At 64.4% G+C, this 24,906-nt stretch carries 24 protein-coding genes; 12 read left to right on the top strand and 12 right to left on the bottom strand.

Translation table 11 applies throughout. The features are described from left to right. Window position 1: 1 nt before the first annotated feature. The 4 genes from CFR71_RS01090 to CFR71_RS01105 all read left to right on the top strand — a co-directional run bounded on the left by CFR71_RS01090 (window position 2) and on the right by CFR71_RS01105 (window position 4,472). A complete protein-coding gene (locus tag CFR71_RS01090; RefSeq protein WP_110525935.1) occupies window positions 2–1,945 on the top strand; it encodes a response regulator in 1,944 nt (647 codons plus the stop codon). A gap of 61 nt (window positions 1,946–2,006) precedes the next feature. Next, window positions 2,007–2,600, top strand: coding sequence for an ATP-dependent protease subunit HslV (gene hslV / locus CFR71_RS01095; RefSeq protein ID WP_110525938.1), 594 nt, complete (start codon window positions 2,007–2,009; stop codon window positions 2,598–2,600). After that, complete coding sequence (hslU, locus tag CFR71_RS01100) at window positions 2,600–3,916, top strand: ATP-dependent protease ATPase subunit HslU (protein ID WP_110526581.1); 1,317 nt, start codon at window positions 2,600–2,602, stop codon at window positions 3,914–3,916. The genes hslV and hslU overlap by 1 nt, the downstream gene beginning before the upstream one ends. Before the next feature lie 109 nt (window positions 3,917–4,025). Then, window positions 4,026–4,472, top strand: a complete 447-nt coding sequence (locus CFR71_RS01105) for a SufE family protein (protein ID WP_110526583.1) — start codon at window positions 4,026–4,028, stop codon at window positions 4,470–4,472. A gap of 74 nt (window positions 4,473–4,546) precedes the next feature. Here CFR71_RS01105 and CFR71_RS01110 read toward each other — a convergent pair whose 3' ends face one another. The 3 genes from CFR71_RS01110 to hpnR form a co-directional block, all read right to left on the bottom strand. After that, a complete protein-coding gene (locus CFR71_RS01110) occupies window positions 4,547–4,762 on the bottom strand; it encodes a heavy-metal-associated domain-containing protein (protein WP_110525941.1) in 216 nt (71 codons plus the stop codon). A 14-nt stretch (window positions 4,763–4,776) separates the two neighbouring features. Further along, window positions 4,777–7,191: a heavy metal translocating P-type ATPase gene (locus CFR71_RS01115; protein ID WP_110525944.1), complete on the bottom strand. Its 2,415-nt coding sequence runs from the start codon at window positions 7,189–7,191 to the stop codon at window positions 4,777–4,779. A gap of 136 nt (window positions 7,192–7,327) precedes the next feature. Then, window positions 7,328–8,872, bottom strand: a complete 1,545-nt coding sequence (gene hpnR / locus CFR71_RS01120; RefSeq protein ID WP_110525948.1) for a hopanoid C-3 methylase HpnR — start codon at window positions 8,870–8,872, stop codon at window positions 7,328–7,330. Window positions 8,873–9,236: 364 nt separating this feature from the next. Between hpnR and CFR71_RS01125 the strand changes: the two genes are divergently transcribed. Further along, on the top strand, window positions 9,237–9,545 hold the full coding sequence (locus CFR71_RS01125) for a hypothetical protein (RefSeq protein WP_110525951.1): 309 nt from the start codon (window positions 9,237–9,239) through the stop codon (window positions 9,543–9,545). A gap of 60 nt (window positions 9,546–9,605) precedes the next feature. Here the strand turns inward: CFR71_RS01125 and CFR71_RS01130 are convergent, their stop codons facing one another. After that, window positions 9,606–10,166: an HNH endonuclease gene (locus CFR71_RS01130; RefSeq protein WP_110526585.1), complete on the bottom strand. Its 561-nt coding sequence runs from the start codon at window positions 10,164–10,166 to the stop codon at window positions 9,606–9,608. A 222-nt stretch (window positions 10,167–10,388) separates the two neighbouring features. Here CFR71_RS01130 and gluQRS point away from each other — a divergent pair, with 222 nt between their 5' ends. From gluQRS to CFR71_RS01145, 3 genes are all read left to right on the top strand, one after another. Further along, a complete protein-coding gene (gluQRS, locus tag CFR71_RS01135; RefSeq protein ID WP_110525954.1) occupies window positions 10,389–11,252 on the top strand; it encodes a tRNA glutamyl-Q(34) synthetase GluQRS in 864 nt (287 codons plus the stop codon). 153 nt (window positions 11,253–11,405) lie between these two features. Then, window positions 11,406–12,611, top strand: a complete 1,206-nt coding sequence (locus CFR71_RS01140; RefSeq protein WP_110526586.1) for a pyridoxal phosphate-dependent aminotransferase — start codon at window positions 11,406–11,408, stop codon at window positions 12,609–12,611. Window positions 12,612–12,682: 71 nt separating this feature from the next. After that, window positions 12,683–13,864, top strand: a complete 1,182-nt coding sequence (locus CFR71_RS01145) for a pyridoxal phosphate-dependent aminotransferase (protein WP_110526588.1) — start codon at window positions 12,683–12,685, stop codon at window positions 13,862–13,864. On the opposite strand, the gene CFR71_RS01150 is transcribed toward CFR71_RS01145, so the two are convergent. Together CFR71_RS01150 and CFR71_RS01155 are read right to left on the bottom strand one after the other, a co-directional pair. Further along, window positions 13,856–14,338 (bottom strand): hypothetical protein, encoded by a 483-nt coding sequence (locus CFR71_RS01150; RefSeq protein ID WP_110525957.1) that lies wholly within the window; start codon window positions 14,336–14,338, stop codon window positions 13,856–13,858. The genes CFR71_RS01145 and CFR71_RS01150 overlap by 9 nt on opposite strands. A 110-nt stretch (window positions 14,339–14,448) precedes the next feature. Continuing rightward, the gene (locus CFR71_RS01155) at window positions 14,449–15,135 is read right to left on the bottom strand and encodes a coiled-coil domain-containing protein (protein WP_110525961.1); all 687 of its coding nucleotides are present in this window, start codon (window positions 15,133–15,135) and stop codon (window positions 14,449–14,451) included. A gap of 542 nt (window positions 15,136–15,677) precedes the next feature. On the opposite strand from CFR71_RS01155, the gene CFR71_RS01160 reads away from it, so the two are divergent. After that, window positions 15,678–16,208: a gluconokinase gene (locus tag CFR71_RS01160; RefSeq protein WP_239019390.1), complete on the top strand. Its 531-nt coding sequence runs from the start codon at window positions 15,678–15,680 to the stop codon at window positions 16,206–16,208. Here CFR71_RS01160 and CFR71_RS01165 read toward each other — a convergent pair whose 3' ends face one another. Together CFR71_RS01165 and CFR71_RS01170 are read right to left on the bottom strand one after the other, a co-directional pair. Beyond that, window positions 16,209–16,793, bottom strand: a complete 585-nt coding sequence (locus CFR71_RS01165; RefSeq protein ID WP_110525966.1) for a cob(I)yrinic acid a,c-diamide adenosyltransferase — start codon at window positions 16,791–16,793, stop codon at window positions 16,209–16,211. Between the two features lie 124 nt (window positions 16,794–16,917). Next, window positions 16,918–17,469 (bottom strand): DUF4142 domain-containing protein, encoded by a 552-nt coding sequence (locus CFR71_RS01170; RefSeq protein WP_110525969.1) that lies wholly within the window; start codon window positions 17,467–17,469, stop codon window positions 16,918–16,920. Between the two features lie 374 nt (window positions 17,470–17,843). On the opposite strand from CFR71_RS01170, the gene CFR71_RS01175 reads away from it, so the two are divergent. Both CFR71_RS01175 and CFR71_RS01180 read left to right on the top strand, forming a co-directional pair. Further along, window positions 17,844–18,221: a DUF423 domain-containing protein gene (locus tag CFR71_RS01175; protein ID WP_239020216.1), complete on the top strand. Its 378-nt coding sequence runs from the start codon at window positions 17,844–17,846 to the stop codon at window positions 18,219–18,221. A 56-nt stretch (window positions 18,222–18,277) separates the two neighbouring features. Further along, the gene (locus CFR71_RS01180; protein WP_206057915.1) at window positions 18,278–19,207 is read left to right on the top strand and encodes an SAM-dependent methyltransferase; all 930 of its coding nucleotides are present in this window, start codon (window positions 18,278–18,280) and stop codon (window positions 19,205–19,207) included. A 16-nt stretch (window positions 19,208–19,223) separates the two neighbouring features. Here CFR71_RS01180 and CFR71_RS01185 read toward each other — a convergent pair whose 3' ends face one another. Beyond that, entirely contained in the window at window positions 19,224–19,541 is a 318-nt protein-coding gene (locus CFR71_RS01185) for a hypothetical protein (RefSeq protein ID WP_110525972.1), read from the bottom strand. 75 nt (window positions 19,542–19,616) lie between these two features. Between CFR71_RS01185 and CFR71_RS01190 the strand changes: the two genes are divergently transcribed. Then, window positions 19,617–20,156, top strand: a complete 540-nt coding sequence (locus CFR71_RS01190; RefSeq protein ID WP_110526594.1) for a thioredoxin family protein — start codon at window positions 19,617–19,619, stop codon at window positions 20,154–20,156. A 21-nt stretch (window positions 20,157–20,177) separates the two neighbouring features. On the opposite strand, the gene CFR71_RS01195 is transcribed toward CFR71_RS01190, so the two are convergent. The 3 genes from CFR71_RS01195 to CFR71_RS01205 all read right to left on the bottom strand — a co-directional run bounded on the left by CFR71_RS01195 (window position 20,178) and on the right by CFR71_RS01205 (window position 24,637). Further along, complete coding sequence (locus tag CFR71_RS01195) at window positions 20,178–21,866, bottom strand: M3 family oligoendopeptidase (RefSeq protein WP_110525975.1); 1,689 nt, start codon at window positions 21,864–21,866, stop codon at window positions 20,178–20,180. A 113-nt stretch (window positions 21,867–21,979) separates the two neighbouring features. Further along, the gene (locus CFR71_RS01200; protein ID WP_110525978.1) at window positions 21,980–23,917 is read right to left on the bottom strand and encodes an OPT family oligopeptide transporter; all 1,938 of its coding nucleotides are present in this window, start codon (window positions 23,915–23,917) and stop codon (window positions 21,980–21,982) included. A gap of 126 nt (window positions 23,918–24,043) precedes the next feature. Beyond that, window positions 24,044–24,637, bottom strand: a complete 594-nt coding sequence (locus tag CFR71_RS01205) for a hypothetical protein (protein WP_110525981.1) — start codon at window positions 24,635–24,637, stop codon at window positions 24,044–24,046. Between the last annotated feature and the right edge of the window lie 269 nt (window positions 24,638–24,906).

Here is a 24,906-nt window from a genome sequence, read left to right on the forward strand (position 1 = left end):
TATGACACAGCAGGCCGCGCGTCCCGTCGTCCTGCTGGTGGATGACGAACCCGAAATCCTTGTCGCCCTGACCGACCTGCTGGAGGACGCATTTACCGTCATCTCCACGGTTTCCCCGGTGGAGGCGCTGGAGATACTGGCGCGGCGCAATGATGTCGATGTCATCGTGTCCGACCAGCGGATGCCGGAAATGGGCGGCGACGTCATGCTGGCCCGCGCCCGCGAAATCAGCGACGCGCAGGCGATCCTGCTGACGGGATATGCCGATATCGGGGCGGTGGCCGCCGCCCTGAACCAGGGACGCATTTCGTTCTATTCCCACAAGCCGTGGGATCCCGACGCCCTGCGCGCGATGATCGTCCAGGCGGCGGACTATCACCGGCTGGAGCGAGAGCTGCGCACGGAACGCCAGCTGCTGCACGGGCTGCTCAACAACCTGCGCGCCGGTCTGGGGTTCAAGGATTCGCAGGGGCGTTTCGTGCGGATCAACCATCAGGCCGCCGATTTCTATGACCGCGACGTCGCGGACTGCCTTGGCCAGCGTGAGGAGGACCTGTGCGATCCGGCGCTGCTGCCGGCCCTGCGCATGGCGGAGGAACGCATGCGCGCCGAGGGGCGTGACGAGGCGGCGGTCGAGCTTCCGGCGCAGGTCGGGCGCAACCATGGCCGCTGGCGGGGGTTCACGCGCGTCGTGCTGGACGATTCCGACAGCAGCGATGTCTATTCCGTGGTCATCAACCGCGACATCACCCGCCAGCAGGAAATGGAAGGCCGCCTGCGCCAGGCGGAAAAGATGCAGGCCCTCGGCACCATGGCGGGGGGCATCGCCCATGATTTCAACAACCTCCTGACCGCGGTGCTGGGGTCGCTGGAACTGGCCCACGAGATGCTGCCGCCGGAGGAGGGCGCGGTGCTGCGCCTGCTTGACAATGCCACGGCGGCGGCGCGTCGCGGCGCGTCGCTGACGCGGCGGCTGCTCAATTTCAGCCGCCCGCGTGACCTGAGCCTCGAGCCGATCGACGTGAACGCGCTGCTGCATGGCATGAAGGACCTGCTGGCCCAGACGGTGGTGTCGCGGCAGGACAAGGCGCTGGCGACGCCATGTTCCATCGTGGTCGACACGGCGGCGTCCGACGGGATGCTGCCGCCGGTCTGCACCGATGCGGGGCAGCTGGAACTGGCGGTGCTCAACCTGTGCATCAACGCGGTGGACGCGATGCCCAATGGCGGCGTCATCCGCGTCTCCTCCGCCCTCAAGCGCGTGCGCGAGGTGGTGGCGGGCACCAACCTCGTGCCCGGAAGCTATGTCATGGTCTCGGTGCAGGACCAGGGCGTGGGCATGTCGGAAGAAACGCTGGCGCGCGTGTTCGAGCCCTTTTTCACCACCAAGGATGTCGGGCGCGGCACCGGCCTTGGCCTGTCGATGATCTATGGCTTCGTCCGCCATGTCGGGGGGGAGGTGCAGGTCCACAGCACGCCGGGCGAGGGGACGCGTGTCGATCTGTGCCTGCCGGTGCAGGACGGGACGGCGCGCGCCGAAACGACGGAGGAGCCGGGCATTACGACCATGCCCGACCGGCCCCTGCGCATCATGGTGGTCGATGACGAACCGGGGGTCCGCGCGGTGACGGCGGGCTTCCTGCGCGCGCGCGGGCACGAGGTGCATGACTATCCCGGCGGCAGGGCCGCCGTCGCGGCGCTGGAGGCGGGGCTGGGGCCGCTGGACCTTGTGATCATGGACGTGATGATGCCCGAAATGGGCGGGCAGGAAACGGCGCACAGGCTGCAGGCGATCCAGCCGGACCTCAGGGTGCTGTATCTTACGGGTTACGCCAACCTCGGTGCCCTGCCAAAAGGGGGCAATGTCATGCACAAGCCCTTTACGCGCGCGGGACTGGCCGAACATATCGGGCGGATCATGCGTGGCGGTGCTTCCACCGCATAAGGATGCACGGTCGCGCCAATGCCTCTTGTGCTATGGGGGAAAGCTCCTATTTCTTCATGATATGCAAGATCATCATGTAAATCCCCACGATCCGATTGGCTGGCACGGCACGACCATCCTGTGCGTGCGGCGTGATAACCAGGTGGCGATGGCAGGCGACGGCCAGGTGACGCTGGGCGCGACCGTCATCAAGGGCAACGCGCGCAAGGTGCGCCGCATCGGCCCGTCTGGCGACATCCTTGCCGGCTTTGCCGGGGCGACCGCCGATGCCTTCACGTTGCTCGAACGGTTGGAGGGCAAGCTGGAACGCTATCCCAACCAGCTGGAGCGCGCATGCGTCGAACTGGCGAAAGACTGGCGCACCGACCGCTATCTGCGGCGGCTTGAGGCCATGATGGCCGTCGCCGACGCGCACCATTCCTATACCCTGACGGGCAATGGCGACGTGCTGGAACCCGAAGACGGCATCATCGCCATCGGTTCTGGCGGGAATTACGCCCTGTCGGCCGCGCGCGCGCTGCTGGGGATCGAGGGGCTGGGCGCGCGGGAAATCGCGCAGCGTTCCATGAAGATCGCGGGCGATATCTGCGTCTATACGAATCATTCCGTCATCGTGGAAACGCTGGGCGGCGATACGGACAAGGCAGAGGCATGATGGAAATCCCCAATCATTCCCCCCGGGAAATCGTCTCGGAACTCGATCGCTTCATCATCGGGCAGACGGATGCCAAGCGCGCGGTGGCCATCGCGCTGCGCAACCGCTGGCGTCGCGCGCAGCTGCCCGAGGGCCTGCGCGAGGAGGTCGTGCCCAAGAATATCCTGATGATCGGCCCGACAGGCTGCGGCAAGACCGAAATCGCCCGTCGCCTGGCGCGTCTGGCGCAGGCGCCTTTCCTGAAGGTCGAGGCGACGAAGTTCACCGAGGTCGGCTATGTCGGGCGCGATGTCGAAAGCATCGTGCGTGACCTTGTCGAGGTATCGATCAACATGCTGCGTGACCTGCGGCGCAAGGACGTGCAGGCCAAGGCCGAAATGGCGGCGGAAAACAGCCTGCTTGACGCGCTGGTGGGCGAGGGTGCTTCCGCCGATACCCGCAACAAGTTCCGCCGCATGCTGCGCAACGGGGAGCTTGAGGCCAAGGAAGTCGAGATTTCGGTGACCGAGGGGCCGTCCCCGTCCGGGCAGGCGGACATGCCGAACATGACGCCGGGCACGGTCATCAACTTCTCCGACATGATGAAGGGCTTCATGAACCGCATGCCCCAGCGCCGTCGCATGACGGTGGCGGAGGCCCGCGCCGCCCTGACGCGCGAGGAGGCGGACAAGATGCTCGATACCGAGGCCCTGACGCATGAGGCGGTGGCCCATGCGCAGGACCATGGCATCGTCTTCCTTGATGAAATCGACAAGGTGTGCGCCCGCGCGGCCGAAGGCGGGACGCGCGGCGGCGATGTCTCGCGCGAGGGGGTGCAGCGCGACCTGCTGCCCCTGATCGAGGGGACGACGGTTTCGACCAAGTACGGCCCCGTGCGCACGGATCATATCCTGTTCATTGCCTCGGGCGCGTTCCATATCGCCAAGCCTTCGGACCTGCTGCCGGAACTGCAGGGACGCCTGCCCATCCGCGTGGAACTGTCGTCCCTGACGCGCCAGGACCTGCGCCGCATCCTGACGGAGCCGGAACATTCGCTGCTGACACAGTACACGGCCCTGCTGGGTACGGAAAAGGTGGATCTGCGCTTTACCGACGACGCGGTGGAGGCACTGGCCGAACTGGCCGCCGACATCAACGAACGGGTGGAGAATATCGGCGCGCGCAGGCTGGCGACCGTGATCGAGCGCCTGCTGGAGGAGGTTTCCTTTACCGCGACCGACCGCAGCGGGCAGACGGTGGAAATCACGGCCGCCGATGTTCAGGAAAAAGTCGCACCATTGGCGCGCAAGGGTGATCTGAGCCGCTTTATCCTGTAATTTCATGCTAACCAGACCGGTGATCGTCCCCGCCCGCCGCGCGGGAGGGGACGTGAAACCGGACGTGCAGGGACGGGGCGGCGATGGTGCCGCCCCCTTGGGAAAGAAGATGACGGATCCATTCGTAAAGCCCGAAGACGATACAGCGGCGGACGCGATCGCGGCGATTGCCGATGAACTCTCGCTGTTCGATGACTGGATGGACCGTTACCAGTACATCATCGAACTTGGCCGCAAGCTGCCGCCATTCCCCAAGGAATGGACCAACGACGCCCATCGCGTTCCCGGCTGCCAGAGCCAGGTCTGGCTGGAGGCCAGGCAGGAAGGCGATGCCCTGTTTTTCGCCGGGGCCTCGGACGCAGCCATTGTCTCGGGGCTGGTGGCGCTGCTGCTGCGGGTCTATTCCGGGCGCAGCAGGGCGGAAATCCTTGGGACCGATCCGGCCTTCCTGCGCGAACTGGGGCTGGTGCAGGCGCTGTCCACCAACCGTGGCAACGGGGTGGAGGCCATGGCCCGCGCCATCCGCAAGGCGGCTTCCATGCAGGACGCCTGCTGATCGCGTGAACGCGATGAATGTCTGAAGATGGGGGTGCGATCCGCCTTCAGACCCTTGGTGGCCGGGCGCGGCCTTCAGTATTCCTGAACGACGTCAAATCCGGCCGCGTCCACGGCGCTGGCCAGCGCGTCGGGATTTGCGAACGTGTCGTCGCACGTGACATAGGCTTCCCCCTTGTTGAGGGAGACATCAACGTCGCAGACACCTTCCACGCTTTCGAGCGAACGGCGGACCTTGGCCGCGCATCCGTCACAGGTCATGTCCGCTATCTTGAGTGTGAATTTTTCCATCTGGAATTCTTTCCTTACGTCCTCGTGGGCGATGTCGTGGTGTGCCATCGGTTCAGAAGCAGCGAACTGGTGACCACCGATACGGAACTCATGGCCATGGCAGCCCCGGCGATGGCCGGGTCCAGCATGCCGAAAGCCGCAAGCGGGATGCCTATTATATTATAGATGAAGGCAAAGAACAGGTTCTGCCTGACCTTGCGCAACGTCGCGCGTGACAGGGAAATCGCATCGAGAACCCCGTTGAGGTTGTCGCGCATCAGGATGACGCCGGCGGACTGGACCGCGATATCCGAACCATGGCCCATGGCGAACCCGATATCCGCCATCGCCAGGGCCGGGGCATCGTTGATCCCGTCGCCCACCATTCCCACGACATGGCCCTGCGCCCGCAGCTTTTCAATCTCCGCCGCCTTGTCCTGTGGCAGGACGCCCGCGATGAAACGGTCCATGTCCAGCGCGCGGGCGATTTCCGCCGCCGCCTGTGGGTTGTCGCCCGTCAGCATCAGGGTCGCGATGCCGTCCTGACGCAGGGCGCGGACGCATGCGGCGGCCTCCGGCCTGAGGCTGTCGCTCAGGGCGATATAGCCGATGACGCCGTGTTCATCGGCCACGCCGATGACGGTCCTGCCCTGCTGTTCCAGCCCGATGACGGTGTCGGGCTGTCCTGCATATCCGCTTTCGCTCAGGAAACGCGGCGCCCCCAGCACAAGGCGCGTTCCCTGTGGCGTCATGCCCCTGACCCCGCGACCGGGCAGGGCGGTTACGTCCCGCACCGCGACAGGCGCGATATCAAGCTGCTGGGCATGCGAGACGATGGCGCGCGCCAGCGGATGGCCGGAATCCTGTTCCAGCGCATAAGCCGTGGCCAGCAGGCTTTCCCTGTCATGCCCCGGCAGGGGCACGATTTCGCGGACTTCCGGCTTTCCCAGCGTCAGGGTGCCTGTCTTGTCCATGACCAGCAGGTTGATGGTATGGGCGTGTTCCAGCGTGTCCGCATCGCGAAACAGCAGCCCCGCGCGGGCGCCACGCCCCGTCGCCACCATGATGGCCGTTGGCACCGCCAGCCCCAGCGAGCAGGGGCAGGCCACCACCAGGACGGCAATCGTGCCCGTCAGCGCCGCGCTGGCGTGGCCGTATGCCATCCATCCGACAAGGAATGTCAGCAACGCGATCACCAGCACGCCCGGCACGAAAACGGCGGAAATCCTGTCCACCAGCTGCTGCACCGGGTCATGCGATCCCTGCGCGCGCTGGACCATGCGCACGATCTGCGACAGGGTGCTGTTGGCGCCGACCTGTTCGGCCCGGACGCGCAGGACGCCATTCTGGTTGATCGTCGCGCCAATGACCCTGTCATTGACCGTGCGTGCGACGGGAACGCTTTCGCCCGTCATGGCGGACTGGTCCACATCGGACTGTCCCGCGATGACGACGCCATCGACAGGGATGCTTTCGCCCGGCCGGACGCTGACGATGTCGCCCACCCGCAGGGAGGCGACCGGCATGTCGATGGTCTGTCCATCGCGTTCGACATGCGCGATGCGCGGTTGCAGGCGCAGCAGCCCCGCGATGCCCGCGCGCGTACGGTCGCGCGCCCGCGCTTCGAGCAGGCGTCCCAACAGCACCAGCGTAATGACGACCGCGCCGGATTCGAAATAGACATGCCCGCGAAGCGAGAACAGCCAGACGACCGTGCTTGACAGCCATGCCACCGTGGTGCCCAGCACGACCAGCACGTCCATGTTGGCCCCGCCACCGCGCAGGGCTTTCCACGCCTGCCGGTAGAACGGCCATCCACACCCGAACTGTACCAGTGTCGCCAGCAGGCATTGCACAGGCAGCGGCAGTATGAAGTCCATCCTGCCGGACACCATGTCGATCATGCCCAGCAGCAGGGGAAGGGTCAGCACGGCGGACAGGGCGAACCGCAATTTCTGCTGGCGCAGTGCCGCGGCATGGGCCCTGTCCTGCGCATCGGTCCCGTCGGCCGCCGTGGCGGGATCCTCCAGCGGGGCGGCATCGAACCCACCCTTGCGCACCTGCGCGATCATGGCGGGCAGGTCGGCAAGGCCGGGGACATAGGTGACGTCCGCCTGTTCCGTCGCGAAATTGACGCGTGCGGTGACGCCGGGCAACCGATTGAGAAGCTTTTCGATACGGCTGGCGCATGCGGCGCAGCTCATGCCCGTCAGGCGCAGGGAAAGGGTGCGGGTCGGGATATCGAATCCCGCCTTGCGCACCGCCTCGAACACCGGCGCAAGCGCGGGCGGCGCCTGCGCGAAGCTGACAGTGGCCTGTGATGTGGCGAAACTGACGCTGGGCGTAGCACCGGGCACGCGCCGGATGACTTTTTCAAGCCGGCTGGCGCACGCGGCGCAGCTCATGCCCTCTATCGGGAAAGTAACGGCCGTTTCCGGTGCCGTGGCCATGGCTCTGTTCCTGAACTGTCACGCCCGGCGGAAACTGGCTGTCGACCGGCGCGTGACGCAGATGTTGGAACGGGCGCGATCCGATGCAACCCGTCCGCCCCATCCCATCACGCCGCCGTCATGGTCCGTCGTGGCGTCAGTCCACCGTGCTCATGCGGGTTTCGTCGACGAACTTTTCCGTGGCGTCATCCAGCTTGCGCGACTTGCGTCCGGCCGGGCCATGGACATACAGCGTCTTGCGGTCGATTTTCTGGTTGGTACCCTCGGGCTTGAGCGGCATTTCATAGACCGGCTTGCGCGCATGGTCGGCCATCTGGAGGTCGGGGTTGAAGACCGAATTGAACTTCCAGATCATGGTCAGGAAGTTTGTCTGTCCCCGCAGCGCCAGGCGCAGCGCGATACCCAGCGTATCCTTGATCGCGGCCCAGCCCAGATGCTTGTTGTTCAGCACCTGCTGCGTCTTCACCAGTTCCTCATAGAACTCGCGCAGGGGCAGGGTGGTCGGCATGACCGCGTGCTGGATGTCGAACAGGCGGTAGTCGCGGGTCGTCAGCTTGCGCGATTCGCTTTCCCAGATTTCGGTGCCCGGATACGGCGTGGTGACCGACAGGTTGACGATGTCCGGAATTTCCAGGCACCACTGGCGGATGACCTCGAAACGTTCGCGATCCCATGACGGATCGGCGATCAGGTTGATCGCGACGATCAGGTCAAGCGAACGGGCATAGTCAAGCGCCTCGAAATTGCGGTCCATCGACACGCGCTTGCGGAAGCGCTTCAGCCCTTCGGCATCGACGGCCTCAAGCCCGATGAAGATGTAGCTGAGGCCGATTTCCTTCCATTCGCGAAAGACGTCCTTGTTGCGCAGCAGCACGTCGGCGCGCGTTTCAAGGTAATATTCCTTCTTGATGCCACGGCGGCGGACTTCGGCCGCGATGGCCATGCCGTGTTCCGCATGGACGAAGGCCACGTCATCGACGATGAAGATGCCCGGTTCCTTGATTTCCTGCAGTTCCTGGCCGATCACCTCCGGGCTGGCGGTGCGGTAGGAACGGCCATAGAACGTCCACGCGCTGCAGAACGTGCAGTCCCACGGGCAGCCACGCGCAAATTCGATGGAGGCCGCGGGATCAAGGGTTCCGATGAAATACTTGCGGCGATGGTGCAGAAGGTCGCGCGCGGGGCGGACGCCGTCCAGGTTTTCCACGAAGATGGGCGGCGGCCCGTCGCCTTCCATCGTCACGACGCCCGGAACACCCAGCAGGTCCTCGCCCTTGTCCCATGCATCCAGCAGGAGGCCCACGGTGGCGTCGCCTTCGCCCTTCAGCACGCAGTTGATCGCCCCGTCGGACAGCGCGAGCACGTCGCGGGCGATGAACGAGATCGAATGCCCGCCGATGAACAGGAAGACATTGGGCAGGCGCTTGCGCGTTTCCTTGCACAGGTCGATGATTTCCGGAACGTTCGCCAGATAGTTGCCGGAAAAGCAGATGGCGTGGGGACGGAAGCGGTCGATGCGTTCCCAGTAATCAGCGTGCTTTTCCACCTGCAGGTCGATAAGCTCGACCTCGTGCCCCTTGTCGCGGGCCGCGCCTGCGACAAGTTCCAGGCCCAGAGGTTCCAGTCGCAAAAACACCTTGGTGTACATCAGCGAACTTGGATGAACGGCCAGTAATCTCATTATTTCACCTCGGGCATGGGTGGGGGCAGGGCATGTACGGACGTCGACATACGCAATATGGGGAAGAATTTATAGACTTCCCTCGTTGATATTTGACGCTTTTATAAATCGCACCCAATTATGAAAGAAACCGGATAAGAACACGCAGGGTGACAATATACGTTCATAATGTCACCCGGTTCACGGTTATATCACCTATGCGCTCAGGCGATACCGCAGCCACTCCGGTCCGGAATGCGGCCTGCGCGGGGTTTATGGTCCGACCCATGCGAAAAACGAAGGGCTGGGCTGGGTCTGGCTGGGGCCGGCCCTATCGCCGGATGCGCTTTCATGCCACACTTTGGCGTTAACCTCCGGGGGCGAGATGAAGCGCAAGACACTGCGAAAAGTGACGGGTCCACTGATGCTGCTGACGTGCGGCGTGATGACGCTGGGCGGGTGTTCCGCCGAAATCGGGCGCATGCCGTATGAAAGCGATGTCCGTTGCCTGCGCAAGGAACTCGGCACGCAGATGCACCTCAGCTTTCCACTTGCGGCGAATACCTGCCAGCGCATGACCGATCATAACTTTGCGATCGGGTCAAAGAACCCCCAGCCCATCCCACTCAACCTGCACAACGCGCCGGATCTGCAAAAGATGGCGGACGAATACGGATATAGTTATACCCGCTGATCCCTGGCCGCTGTGGGGCTGCCCCGGGACGGGGCATGCGCAGGGAGCAGGGGCCTTGCGTCAGTTTTCCAGCTCGCTGTCCCAGTAGAGGTAGTCGCGCCAGCTTTCATGCAGGTAATTAGGCGGGAAGGAACGTCCATTTTCCTGCAGTTCCCAGCTGCTGGGCTGCTGCGGCGTGCGTGAAGGATACATGCGCAGTTCGTGCGGCATGTAGGATCCCTTCATCAGGTTGCATGGGCTGCAGGCCGTGACCACGTTCTGCCACGTGGTGCGTCCCCCCTTGGACCGTGGGATGACATGATCGAACGTCAGGTCATGCGTCGGCAGGCGCGTATTGCAGTACTGGCAGGAAAAATTGTCGCGCAGGAACACGTTGAAGCGCGTGAATGCCGGCCGTCGCGCGGTCGGTATGTAATCCTTCAGCGCGATGACGCTGGGCAGGCGGACTTCCTGTGACGGGGAATGTACGATTTCGTCATATTCGCTCAGGACCGAAACACGGTCCAGCCAGACGGCCTTGATGGCATCCTGCCAGGACCACAGCGACAGTGGAAAATAGGACAGGGGCCGGAAATCGGCATTCAGGACGAGGGCCGGGAAATGTTGACTGTCAGAAAGCACGGGCGCATCCTTGAGGTGATGCCGCCACACAAGTCTTCAGGCGTCCTTTACTTTGAACCGAACGCCGATCATGTGCGCCGTCATGAAGTAACTCCTGTAAATCTATTACAGACCTGCCCGGATGTGGCAAGGGATGGCGGTGGCGAATGTTGGGCCGCCATGTTCCGACATCCGGGGGCGTATGATGTATTCTTTTGCTACCTGTCTGTTATCGCGTGACAAATGCCTGACATAACCCGTTTCGCCCCCAGCCCCACCGGCGGACTGCATCTGGGACATGTGGCCTCGGCCCTGTCGGGATGGCGCCCGGCAAACGAGTCGGGAGGCCGCTTCTTGCTGCGGATCGAGGATATCGATCCCGGACGGTGCCGCGCGGCGTTCGCGCATGAACTGATGTCCGATCTCCGCTGGCTTGGCCTGCGCTGGCCCGAACCGGTCCGCTGGCAGTCGCGGCATCTGGGGGATTACGCGCAGGTGCTGGCGCGGCTTGGCGAACGGGGGCTGGTCTATCCCTGTTTCTGCACGCGCCGCGACATCGCCGATGAAATCGCGGCGTCGGCCCATGCGCCGCATCACGCGCCGGATGGAAGCGTGATCTATCCGGGCACGTGCCGCGACCTGCCGGCGTGGCGGCGTGACGCACTGCTGGCGGCGGGAACGCCCCATGCCCTGCGGCTTGATATGGAGCGTGCCCTGTCTGTGCCGGGGGCGCGCGATCTGACATGGCACGAAAGGGGGGAGGGACGGCAGAAGTGCCGCCCGGAACTGTTCGGCGACGTGGTGCTGGCGCGCAAGGACGTGCTGGCGTCCTATCACCTGTGCGTGACGCATGACGACGCGCTGCAGGGCATCACGCTGGTCACGCGGGGGGAGGACCTGCGTCCCGCGACCTCCCTGCATCGCCTGTTGCAGCACCTGATGGGATGGGCGGAACCCCAATACGCGCATCACCCGCTGTTATGCGACGCATCGGGCCGCAGGCTGGCCAAGCGCGACCGCGCGATGACCATCGCCGCCATGCGCGAACAGGGGATGAGCCCGCGTGACGTACGCGCCGCCGCCGGATATCCCGGCCCGCTGGCGTGACGGGATGCCGGGCCATGGTGTCCGGTGATGGCGGCGGTCAAACATGCCTCATGCTGCATTTGTGCTGTTTTCACGGCGCCGGGTTCGCACTAGGGTTCACGCCCGGACGTTCCAGCAGGGAACGGTAACTTCATGCCAATGGATTTCGGTCTCATGGATCTCATCGCCGCCCGTCTTGACAGGATCAGCCCCAGCCAGACGATCGCCATTTCCACCAAGGCGCGTGAACTGAAAGCAGCGGGCAGGGATATCATCAGCCTTTCGGCGGGCGAACCCGATTTCGACACGCCCGCCAACATCAAGCAGGCGGCCATCCGCGCCATCGAACAGGGACAGACGAAATATACCGACGTGGCCGGCACGCCCGCGCTGCGCCGGGCGGTGGCCGAACGGTTCCGCCTTGATTCCGGGCTGGATTACACGTCCGATGAAATCATCGTCTCCTCCGGGGGGAAGCAGGTCATCTACAACGCGATGGTCGCGACCATAAACCCCGGGGACGAGGCGATCATTCCCGCGCCCTGCTGGGTTTCGTATCCCGATATCGTCGCCCTGGCCGAAGGGACGCCCATTGTCGTGCCGTGCATGGCCGAACACGGCTTCAAGATGCGTCCTGCCGACCTGGAGGCCGCGATCACGCCGCGCACCAAGTGGCTGCTGCTCAATTCGCCCAACAACCCGACCGGGGCGGCCTACAGTGCCGCGGAACTGCGCGGGCTGTGCGATGTGCTGCTGCGTCATCCCGATGTGTGGATCCTGACCGACGATATCTATGACAAGCTGGTGTATGACGGGTTCAGGCCCGCCACCATCGTGCAGGTCGAACCCCGCCTGCGCGATCGCACGATCACCATGAATGGCGTGTCCAAGGCCTATGCCATGACCGGCTGGCGTATCGGTTTCGCCGGCGCGCCGGTGGAACTGATCCGCGCCATGAACAAGCTGCAGGGACAGTCCACCTCCGGCCCGTCCTCCATCAGTCAGGCGGCGGCGCTGGAAGCGCTGAGCGGCCCGCAGGATTTCATCGCCGAAATGGTCGCCACCTATCAGCAGCGGCGCGATCTTGTGGTTGGCATGCTCAACCAGGCCTCCGGCCTGCGATGCGCAACGCCGGAGGGCGCGTTCTATGTCTTCCCCTCGCTGCGGGGCTGCCTGGGCAGCACCAGCGCGGGTGGCGCGCGTATCGACAGCGACCGGGATTTCGTGACCGCCCTTCTGGATGAGGAAGGCGTGGCGGCCGTCCATGGCAGTGCCTTCATGTTCGCCGGGCATTTCCGCATTTCGTATGCCACCGACACCGAAAGCCTGAAGGAGGCCTGCCTGCGCATCCAGCGTTTCTGTGGCGGCCTGCGGCGCTGAGAAGGGGACGGACGATTATGGCAACCGGTAATAATGACGATGCTGCCGCCGACGGGTTCCTGTCGGGATGCATGACGCGGCTGGAGGTACCGGCCACCATCGCCATGGCCCAGCGCGCGCGCGCGCTGCGCGGACGGGGGGAAGAGGTGCTGTCCCTCGCGCTGGGGGAGCCGGATTTCCCGACGCCCGCCGAGGTGATCGAGGCCGCCCATCGCGCGGCCCTTGACGGGCAGACGAAATATCCGCCCGTGGAGGGGACGCCCGCGCTCAAGGCCGCGATCATCAGGAAATTCGCGCGTGAAAACGGCCTGACCTACGAACCGTCGGAAATAATGGTTTCCAATGGAGGCAAGCAGGTCATCTTCAACGCGTTCATGGCGACCCTCAACCCGGGGGACGAGGTGATCGTCCCCTCTCCCTACTGGGTCAGCTATCCGCTGATCATCAGCCTGTTCGGTGGCGTGCCGGTTTTCGTCGACTGTCCGGAGGAGACGGGGTTCCGTCTGGGCGCGGCGGCGCTGGAGGCCGCGATCACGCCGCGCACCAAGTGGCTCGTGCTCAACTTTCCCAACAATCCGACAGGGGCCACGACCACCCGCGCCGACCTTGAGGCGATCGCCGAAGTCCTGCGCCGCCACCCACAGGTCCATGTCCTGTCGGATGAGATTTATGAGCATCTCGTCTATGACGGGAAGACGCATGTTTCCATCGCGCAGGTCGCGCCTGACCTGAAGCCGCGTGTCCTGACGCTCAATGGCGTGTCCAAGGCCTATGCCATGACCGGCTGGCGCGTGGGCTATGTCGGGGGTCCCGCCTGGCTGATCCGCGCGATGGGCAGCATACAGGGCAGTTCCACCTCTGGCATCTGCAGCATCAGCCAGGCGGCGTCCGTCGCGGCCCTTGATGGGCCGCCGGGTGTGGTGGAGGTGATGCGCGAAACCTATGACCGTCGCCGCAGGATGGTCGTGTCCGCGCTGCGCCAGATCCCGCAGCTGACCTGCGCAATGCCCCAGGGCGCGTTCTATGTCTATCCGGGGATTGCGGCGTGCATCGGCCGGACCAGCGCGGGCGGCCGACGCCTGGACACGGACGAGGATTTCGCCATCGCCCTGCTGGAGGAGGAGCATGTCGCGGTCGTCCACGGCAGCGCCTTTGGCAAGGGGCCGTATATACGGCTGTCCTATGCGACCTCCGACGATATCCTGCGCGACGCCTGTGGTCGCATTGCGCGGTTCGTCGCCGGGCTAACCTGACGTCTGTCCGTCGGTTGCCGGCGGGGAAAGCGCGAATATGCCTTCTGTCAGGATGGCTGGCAGAAGGAACGCGGCCACCGGAAAACCGCACAGCCCCATGGCGACGCCGGTTGCGACCATGGCGGTGACGTAGGCCAGTCGTCCGCCCACCCGTTCCGCCATGACGAAGGCAAAGGCCCCGCCGATGCCGATGACAGCACCCGCTGCCGTGCGCAGGGGGTGCTGTCCCGCGCCATGGCCCATGCTGTCTATGATCTGGCTAAGGGCTGATGACTGGTCCACGGACGTGCCGCTCATGCCGAACATCAGCGAAAAGGGCAGGATCAGCACGCTCAGCACGTCGCGCAGCAGGCTGACAAGGCCACTGACGAGGGGGATGAGCAGCAATATGGCCACGGACGAACTGGTGCTCAGCGCCACGATCACCAGTCCGATCCGTCGCTGCTGTGCGGGTGTCATCGGATGGTCGTGCATCCGTCGTGCCTCCATGCCGGCTAGCAGTGCGGCAAGCGTGTTCTATGGTGACGGGCGCAGATGGTCAGGGCCCGGCATGTCCGGAAATAACGTCCCGGCTGATGTCAGGTTTATTTCTTGCGGATCCACCATTTTACTGGCTCTTCTTCTTCCTCTTCCCCGACCGTATCGATGACGGGCGCCTGAACACGCCGGGGCGCCTGTGCCGTCACGCGCGCGCGGCGGGCGGAGGCGTTTTCTTCCTTCAGCTGTTCGATCTGCGCCTGTGCCGCGTACAGTTCGGTCTTGAGGCCAAGTATTTCCTCGTCCTTGCGCGCGATCGTGTTCTTGGCTTCGCCCAGCATGATTTCCGCATGGCCGATCCGGGTTTCCAGTCCCCGGATATTGCCCAGCACTTCATGCCGCTGGCGTTCGGCGGTTTCACGCAGTTTCTGTTCGATCTGGATCCGGTTGCGCAGCTGTTCCAGTTCGCCGCTGCTTTCGGCCTGTACATGAAGCGTGCGCGTGGATGTCGGGCGCGTCGAAATATTGTGGTGTTCCACGCGGACATCACCGTCCTGCACGAACTTGCGGCGGCGCGCCCCGGTTTCGGGCAGTCGCGGCTGCCGCTTGGGCTGCTGCGGGCGTCGGGGCTGTTCAGGGGTGGACGGACGCGCGGGCGCCTTGCCCTGCTGCTGCCCCTTGCCCAGACGTTCAAGCGCCTGACGCAGGGCCATTTCATTGACTTCGTCGCGGTGAGGGGAGGCATCCTGATCTTCTTCACCGGGGAAGGACAGGAATTCATTATATGATGACACGGTCAGACTCTTTGATAGATACAAAGCCGAGGATCTGGGGAAAGGAATACCAATGCATGAAATAGGAAATTATTCCTATTTTCGATATTCCAAGATTTCACACCTGAAGATGACTTCCCGACTATGTAACCTTTATTCACATGGGAATGCAAGCATCCATCCAGATATTGTCGGATGTTCATTTTTGCATGGAATGCAAGTATTACTTGCGTTCACATCGCAGCGCCAGCGAACAGGATCTGTTTTGTGCGGAACGGGCGCGGTATTGTTGCCATCCATGAAGTATAGGAATATATGTTTCGATATGGATATGTCATGCATCCATCACATGGTCTTGTGGTAAGGTTTTTTCTGTCAGGCCAGTATTGAACCTTCCTGTGTGAAAGCGATAGCATCGCAACCCGAACCGCCCATAAGCATGCCGGCGGGACATGACCCGGAAGGAAGCGGGTCCAAGAATGAACGAAACAATGCCGGGGGCAGGGTGTGTGATGTCGGAAAATACGTCCATCACGGTGCAGGGACTGGCGCGTCCGTCGCCCATGCTGGAAAAAACCGGAAGCCCCTGCGTGCTGGTGGTCATGGGGGTGTCGGGCTGCGGGAAGTCCACCTTCGCCCAGATGCTGGCGGAGCGCCTGGGATGCCCCGTGGTCGAAGGCGACGACCTTCATCCGCCCGCCAATATCGCCAAGATGGCGTCGGGAACGCCGCTTACGGATGCGGACCGGCAGCCGTGGCTGGAACAGATCGGCGAACAGGTCAGGCAATGGGTCACCGCGCGGCAGAAGGGCGTGCTGACCTGTTCATCGCTGAAACGGAAATACCGCACGGTCATTTCAAATGGGCATGAGCGGGTCTGTTTCGTCTATCTGAAGGGCAGCCGTGACGGCGTAAAGGCGCGCCTGCAGGAACGCAGCGGACATTTCATGCCGCCCAGCATGCTGGACAGTCAGTTCGCCACGCTGGAAGAGCCGCTGGAGGATGAAATCGTTCTTGAACTCGACGCCAGCGCCACGCGTGAGGAGCTGCTGGAGGCCGCCTGCGCGGCCCTGCGGGGGCTGGAGGGCGCCTGATCAGTCGCAGAAACTGTCGGGCAGCCATGAAATATCATCGCGCCCATCGGCATTGAGGTGCCGTCCCAGCACGAAGAAATAATCCGACAGCCGGTTCAGGCAGGCAAGGATCGTGCCATCCAGTGGTGCTGCGCGATGCAGGCTGACCATGCGCCGTTCCGCGCGGCGGATGACGGTGCGGGCCAGATGCGCCTGCGCCGCCGCGGGCGTTCCCCCCGGCAGGACGAAACTGGTCAGCGGGGCCTGTGCCGCGCGCAGGCGTTCGATTTCGCGTTCCAGGACATACATCGCGGCAGGGCCGGCCGCGAATGCCTCCGGCCCCTTGTCCGGCTGGCAGACAATGCCCCCGATATCGAACAGCAGTGACTGGATGCGCCGCAGGAACGCCACTTCCTGCGGCTGGGGCGTATCCTGTGCCGGGGGCGTGCAGGCCGCCCGCAGCACGCCGATGACGGCATTGGCCTCATCCAGCGTGCCCAGCGCCTCGATCCTCAGGTCGTCCTTTTCAACGCGTGCGCCATTGCCCAGTGATGTCCGTCCTTTGTCCCCGCCACGGGTCACAACCCGGTCGATCCGAATGGTCATCAGTTCTCTATCCGCGCGTTATGGGTCAGCTGGAAATGGGGCGGGGGACGGGATGGCGACAGTCTGCCCCGTCATGTCGCGCAAGGGGCATATTGCGCGGACGGCAGGCTGTCGCCGGTGCGGGTCAGTGGGTCGCGGTCGGCTTTTTCGCGCCCAGCTTCAGCGTCGCGTTCAGGTGCGCCTGCGTCGCGTCCGCCGTGGCGGAGGCATAGGCCTTCAGGTCGGGATCGGACGCGGATTCCGCCTCGTTCTGGAACATGGCGAGCGCATCGCTGTGGGACTGCGCCTCGATATCGAGGTAGTCGCGGTCGAACTTGTGACCCTTTTCGGTCTTCAGGCGATCGATGATCTGCTGTTCGTCGGTGCTCATGTCCTTGTTCAGCTCAAGGCCATGCTGCAGGGCCAGGGCGGACAGCTTGTTCTGGTTTTCGGTATGCTGCTTGACCAGGTCGGCGGCCATGTCCTTTACCTTGCCACGCTTTGCCTGGGTCGTGGCCAGCTGCGAAATCTCGATTTCGAACGTGTTCACCTCGGTGGCGTTCTCGGCGAAGGTCGTGTCCGAATCAGTGAAAGGCGGCGGTGCCGGGGGGGCTGCGGTTTTCGGGGCACGTGCAAAGGAAGTGACAGGCAGCACTGCGACCGAAGCGCAGAGAAACCAGGCAGCGTATTTTTTCATGTATCAGTTTCCTAATGAGAAATATTCGGACGACCCGCTGAACGTGTGGGAAAGTCTAGCAGTTTTGCCCCTGCCGACAAACCCGCATTAAAGGTTTTATCGGTATTTTCGTCATCTTCGCGATCATGGCGGCCCGTGCCGGGCGGGACAGGCAGGGCAGGATGATACGGACCGGGCGCGCGCGTGACGCGTGGATGCGATGCCCGCGCCCGTGGGGTCCCTATGGCGATCCTCCGCGACGGTCCCATGCAGGCGTAACATGGAACATGGCGTCGTGACCTGTATGGGCCATGCGTGGTTTATGGGTTACATGATCGCGCGATACGCGGATCCTTTCCTCCGTGCCCCTGCTATTCCCTGTCGTGGATGCCCCGATGCCGACTGTCATTCGCTTTTTGATGTCCCTTGCCGCCTTTGCCGCGCTGATCGGCGTGATCGCGGGTGCGTTCGTCGCGCACCTGCCGGACCATTTCTTTGGCGCGGGCGGGCGGGATATGGCGCGACAGGCCATACAGATGGAAATGTGGCATGCCCTGGCGCTGCTGGCGATCGGCGTCATCATGATGCAGGTCGGCTGCCGGTGGCTGGTATCACTGGCGGGATGCACCATGGCGGCGGGGATGTGCATATTCTGCGGGGCGGTCTATTTCACGGCATTTACCGGGGTGCATCTGGGCGCGGTGGCGCCCACCGGCGGCAGCCTGCTGATGCTGTCATGGCTGCTGCTCGCGGTCGGGATCATCCGTTCATGAACGGCGGGGAAGACGCCCGCCGCATGCCCGCACCGTCCGGCGCGGCGGCAGGCGACATGCCGGTTGCCGCGGCGTACCTTGCCGCGCCGGGGTTCGAGGCACCGCTGGAACACGAACTGCATCGGCAGGGCGTGGATGTCACCTGGCACGGCCGCCTTGCGCTGACATCCGCGCCGCCGGTGCGCAGCGCCTGGGCGCTGGAGACATGGACCGCGCCACGGATATGCGACGTGTCCTCCATCAAGGGGGCGGCGCGTGACCTGCGCGCGATCCAGCGCAACTGGGCCGGGTATGCGCCCGACCTGCATCGCCGCTCCGCGCTGATTGCGCAGAACCTGCCCCCGCTGAGCGCGCGGCCGCTGGTTTTCCCCTCCCTCCCGCCGCAGGGGCATCTCGGGGCATGGACGCTGCTGTCCGCCGACAGGATGCTGCTGTCGCCGCGCAAGACCTCGCCCTTCGTCAACGGGGAGGTCCATTTCGTGGAGGACCGGCAGGGGCCACCCTCGCGCGCCTATCTCAAGCTGTGGGAGGCCTTCACGCGCCTGGGGCGCTGGCCCGGCAGGGGGGAGACGTGCCTTGACCTGGGCGCTTCGCCGGGGGGATGGACATGGGTGGCCGCGCGGTGCGGTGCGGAGGTGATCGCGGTGGATCGCGCCGACCTCGACCCGCGCGTCGCGGCGATGGCGGGGGTGAGCACACGTCGCGAAAGCGCCTTTGGCCTTGATCCCGCGACGCTTCCGCCCGTGGACTGGCTGCTGTCGGACATCATCGCCTATCCCGCGCGCCTGCTGGGGCTGGCGCGGCGCTGGATCGAAAGCGGCCGGGCCGCGCGGATGGTCCTGACCATAAAGTTCCAGGGCGAGACCGACCATGACACGGCGGAGCAGTTCGCGGCCCTGCCGGGCGGCACGGTGCGGCATCTGTGGAACAACAAGCACGAACTGACATTCTTCTGGACGCGCGAGGGCACGCCGCAGGTCGCATAGGCGACGCGCGGGCGGGTCAGGACGGGGTGTGGCGACGCCGGCGCCGACGTTCGATCAGGTATTCGCCCGCATGGACGATCCCGATGGCGATCACGCAGCAGACAAGGGCAACGGCCATGATGATGGTGCGTTCGCGATCGGTCTCGTCCGCCGCGCCTGTCAGGCGATAGACCATCAGCCACATGTCCGATCCGGCGATGCGGTCGACAAGGGCCGCGACCGTGGCGCTGTAGCGCAGGCTGGCCATCAGCAGGACCGTAAGCACCAGGACACAGCCTGTTTTCAGCAATGTGCGCGTCAGGGGAACACCGGAAGTTGCGTCGTCATTCTTCATGCGGCTAGGCTACCTTGCTTTCGGGACCCGACATGGGTCGCAAGCGGGAAAATGGCACGATGGGAACAGGCTGGCATGAATAATCCGTCGGGACGTGTGTCACGCGCCATCAGGCGTACGGGCCTGCTGGCGGGGGCGGTGGTGGCAATGGTGTCATGGGTCACGCATCTGGCCCGGGCGGATACCCCGCCGCAGGTGGGCGACCTCAGGCCCACGGTCCCGGCGCAGCCTTATGGCCCGGCCGCCGGGGCGCAGGAGCAGATATCAAAGGCCTTTGAGCAGGCGCGGGCGACAGGGCGCAAGGTGCTGCTGGATTTTGGCGGGAACTGGTGTCCCGACTGCCGGATCCTGTCGGGCCTGATGGAGGATCCCGCCGTCGCCCCATGGATCGCGCGGCATTTCGTGGTGGCGATGATCAATGTCGAACGCATGAATACCAATCTGGAGTTCCTGACGCAACGCGGCCTCCACATAGAGGCGGTGCCCACGGTCCTGATCCTGACGGCGCAGGGAAAACTGCTCAATGCCGACGGACTGACGGCGCTGGGGGATGCGCGTTCCATGTCCTCGCAGGCGGTGATTGACCTGCTGGCCAGCTGGGATGCGCGCACCTGACGCGGCGCAGGGGGCTTTGCTTCATTCCCCCGGCAGCGCGATATTGAGGTAACGCGCCGCCTCGCGCACCGTTTCCTCCAGCGCGCCGGGCTGGAACGGGGAGGTCAGTCCCGCCTGGCGCACCAGGTCGGTAAAGGGGGCCGACCCGCCACGTTCGCACAGGGCCACGTAATCGCGCAGCGCCCGGTCCTGATCGGCGCGGCTGCGCTGCCAGAACTGCAGCGCGCAGCACAGCGCCAGCGCGTAATCGATGTAATAGAAGGGCGAGCGGTAGATATGCCCCTGCGCCTGCCACCGGCCGCCGGCCGACGGGTGGGCGATCCCCCCATAATCGCGCCATGGCAGGTAACGGCGTTCCATCTCGCGCCACAGGTCGTGGCGCTGGGCCGGGGTCATGTCCGGGCGGGCATAGATTTCATGCTGGAAATGATCCACGCACACGCCATAGGGCAGGAAGGAGAGCGAACCGATCAGGTGCATCTGCCGGAAGCGCTCCGCCTCGCCCTGCGCCACCATCAGGTCCATGTGGGGCCATGTCAGGAATTCCAGCGCCATGGAATTGATTTCCGCCGCGTCCATCGTCGGCCACAACAGGTCCACCGCAGGCAGCCCGCGACTTTTCCAGTTCTGGTAGGCATGGCCCATTTCATGGGTGAACACGTTGATGTCGTGCTGCGTCCCGTTGAAATTGGCAAAGATGAAGGGCATCCCCACCGTGGGGAAGGAGGTGCAGAACCCGCCGCCCGCCTTGCCTTCGCGGTTCTGCAGGTCAAGGAACCCGCCTTCGCGCATCTGGCGGTAGAACGGGCCCAGATCGCCGCCCATGCGGTCAAACATTACCTGCGCCTGCCGCACCAGCACGTCATGGCCGCCGATGGGGCGTGGGTTTCCCATGGGATCGATCAGCGGTTCGTCCCATGAATACAGGCATTCCCATCCCATCGTGGCGCGGCGGCGTTCAAGGATGCGCTGCACCAGCGGGACGACATGCGTGCGGACCTCCTCGCGAAAGCGGGCGACATCCTGCGGGCCGTAATCCACCCGCCGCATCCGGCGATAGGCCAGCGCGGTATAGGCGTCATATCCAAGGGCGGTGGCCATGTCGGCGCGGACATGCACCAGACGGTCGAACAGCGTGTCGAGCTGCGGCCCGTTCGTGGCGAAGAATTCCCATCGCACCCGCTCCGCCTGTTCGCGGGTGGCGCGGTCGGTGCTTTCGGCATAGGGGGCAAGGCCGGACAGGTTGACGATCTCCCCTCCGATCGACAGCCGGGCGGATGCGATCAGCGCGGTGTATTCCCCGCTCAGCCGGGCTTCCTCCTCCAGCGCGTCGGCGATTCGCGAATCAAACGTCGTGATGTCCGTCCGCCACAGCTCCAGCGTATGCGGGCTCAGCGCGGCGCCCACGGCCTGCTGGTCCGGGTCATCAAGCAGCCGCCGCTTGATCGCGACCTCGAACGCCGTAACATAGGGCGTCAGGGAATCCGCGTAATCACGTTCCTCCCTATTGGCGGCGGAGGTCGTATCCTGCGAAAAACGCAGGTCCGTCATCGCGGACCAGCTTTCGTAATCCCGGCGGATCGTATCGAACAGCATCAGCGCGTCGGCGCGCCGGTCCTGGTCCAGAAGGGTGGAAACCTGTCCGAATCTGAGGGCAAGCCTTTCCCTGGTCGGGCGGGGGAAATCAAGTTCGCTGAATCGTAATGCCATGCCCTGATGCTGCCATCATAGGACCCCGAGGTCTATCGCCCGGCATCGGGCATGCATGCCCCCCATCTGTCGCCATCCGGGGCGCAGGTGGCGGCACAGGGCGATTCGGCCGCCTATCGCGCATGCAGGACATAGCGGATAAACCACACGCACATTCCTGCGAAAACCATCGCGCCGGCCATTTCCGGCACGATGGCGGGAACGCCCGCAGGCAGGATCGACAGCGCGCTGTCCCGTCCGGCGAACCCCGCGACCGCCGACAGTGCGACCCCCATCAGGCTTTCCCCCACGATCAGCCCGGACGCCAGCATCGTGCCGACCTGCGAGGACCCGGTGAGGGAAGGGGCGGTGCGTCGGTTGCATATCCATCCCACCAGCGCGCCCACCGCCAGGGTGACGGTCACGGCGGGCGGCAGGTAGATGCCGATCCCCACCGCCAGCGGCGGCAGCGAACGGCCCCGGCGGCGCAGCAGCAGGTCGGTCGCGATGGTCGCGACGGCAAGAACCCCGCCAATGGCGAGCATGTTCCAGTCCAGCTGGTGGAGGAAGATGCCCGATGCGATCATCATCAGCAGCGCGGGCTGCGGGGCCGCCAGCGCGCGTGTCGGGTCCATGCCCGGATGGGGCAGGTACCCGACAAAGCCATAGGTCTGGTAAAGGATGTTCAGCACCGGCGGGATCACCAGCGCGCCGGTCGCGCATCCGATCAGCAGCGCGACCTGCTGGCGCCATGGCGTGGCGCCCACCAGCTGCCCTGTCTTGAGGTCCTGCAGGTTGTCGTTGGAAATCGCGGCGGACGCGATCAGCGCCGACAGGATGTACAGGCAGAACGCGATGCCGCCATGTTCGCCAACCGACGCGGGAAACAGTCCCAGCGCGCGCATGCCGATGAACAGGGACGCGATAAGGATCACCGCCACGATGGCGATGCCCGAAATGGGGGAGGAGGAAGAGCCCACGATTCCCGCCATGTATCCGCACGTCGCGGCCACGAGGAAGCCGATCAGCATGCAGCAGGCCGTTCCCGTCAGCGCCAGCCCGACGGTGCCTGCGGTCACGCCGCCAAACGGCGCAAGGAAGGCGATGAACATGCCCGTCAGGACAACGCTGATCCCCGCCGCCAGCAGCCCGACCTGCCGCAGGGGCAGGTCGCCGCCATCATCGGGCCTGCCACCGGCGGGGGCCGCGCGCAGGCTGGCGCGGATGCCGCCGATGATCGGCCCCATCATGCATCCCAGCGTCCAGATGGAGGCAACGGCGATCATGCCCGCCCCGATAAAGCGCACGTCATGCATCCATACGCCGGTGGCGTATGCGTCGGGGCCAAGGTGCGCGGGGTTTGCCTCATGCGCCGTCAGGAACGGCACGAAGCCGCCCCATGCCATCACCGCGCCCAGCAGCATCGCAAGCCCGCCTTCGATTCCCACCAGATAGCCCGCGCCCAGCATCGCCAGTGAAAAGCCGCATGAGCCGCGAAAGATCGCATGTCCCCATGACAGCGTCACGGACGCCTCGTCCGCCAGCAGCCGCAGCCCCCCCGATGCGAAGGTGACGATCGCCGCGATCACGCCCCCGCCCGTCAGCGCCCGCAGGGCCACGGGACTGGTGTCCTTTTCCCCGGCCTTGAGGATTTCGGCCGCCGCCACCCCTTCGGGATAGGGCAGGGCGCTTTCCGTCACCATGGCGCGGCGCAGGGGAATGGTGAACAGCACCCCCGTCATGCCGCCCGCGGCCGACAGGAGGGCGGTTTCGATGAACGGGAAATGCTGCCAGTAGCCGACCATGATCAGCGCGGGGAGGGAGGCGAACACGCATGACAGCGTCCCTGCGGCGGAGGCCTGCGTCTGGACGATGTTGTTTTCAAGGATGCTGGAGCCGCCCATCGCGCGCAGGACCGCCATCGAAATGACGGCGGCGGGAATGGAGGACGCGACGGTCAGCCCCACCTTCAGCCCGAGATAGATGTTCGATGCGGTAAAGACGAGTGTGATGAGCGCCCCGAGGATGATGCCGCGCAGCGACAGTTCCCGGGCCCTGCGCGTCGCGTTCATGCGGATGGCTGGCCTGCTTGCTGTGGAAAGGGAATGCCCGTCATGCCATGCCCGGACGCGAATGCGTGCGCCCCCGCCGCGTGATGCGGGTGGCGGGGGCGTATCTGTCGGGGCGGCAATGGGGGATCAGAGCTTGTGGAAGGTCGGCATCACGAGATGCGCGCGGTTGAAGTCAAGCTGCGCCTGCGTCAGCTGGAAGCCGATTTCGATATGGTACTGGTCGCTGTGGATGCGCCGTGAAATCGGCAGCGTGATGGGAATGTTGCGCGTGCTGGTGATTTTCTGCAGCTCGCCCCCATCGAATTCGATATGGGCGATGAATTCCTTCTTGCTCTTGATCTCGCCGTTATAGACCACCGCCACGAAATACGGGATGTTGACGAAATTGACCTTCGACGCGGGGCCGCGCACGACATGCAGGCCGACCTGCATGTTGGTGACGACCGTCCGGTGGGCCCCGTCCGCGCACGAGCCGACGACTTCGCGCAGGGCGGAGCGGACCACAAGGTGCGACAGGTCATGCTCGCTGCCGTTGTACTGATAGTAATCGGCCGCCTCGCCCGGGATCTCCACGACAGGGCAGGCCGGGGCGAAAGCAATCGAATCCGACTGGGTCTGGCAGCCGCTCGCCAGAAGCGGAAGGGCGAGCAGGGCCGTTGCACGCGCGAGGATGGCTGAACGGGACGAAAGAAACGCGCGGGAAAGGGAATGGGGAATCATGCGGGGGTCCGGGCTTTCGTACTCGACATGGAATGACTGGATAATGGCGGTTGAAAAGGGGAAAAGGCAATCGGGTAACCGGAAGAAGGATATGCGGGTGTCCCGTCATGGCAGGGAGGACATATATAGGAGAATAGGCTAGGATGAACGGGAAATGGCTTGCGCCATCGCCATGCTTTGCGTAGGGCCGGATCATTGCATCGGGATGCGGGACCGGACTTCAGCAGATCATGGCCCGTATCCTATACCGCCCGCCGGATGTTTGGGGA

Origin of the sequence: Novacetimonas pomaceti (assembly GCF_003207955.1) — a bacterium.
Lineage (GTDB): Bacteria > Pseudomonadota > Alphaproteobacteria > Acetobacterales > Acetobacteraceae > Novacetimonas > Novacetimonas pomaceti.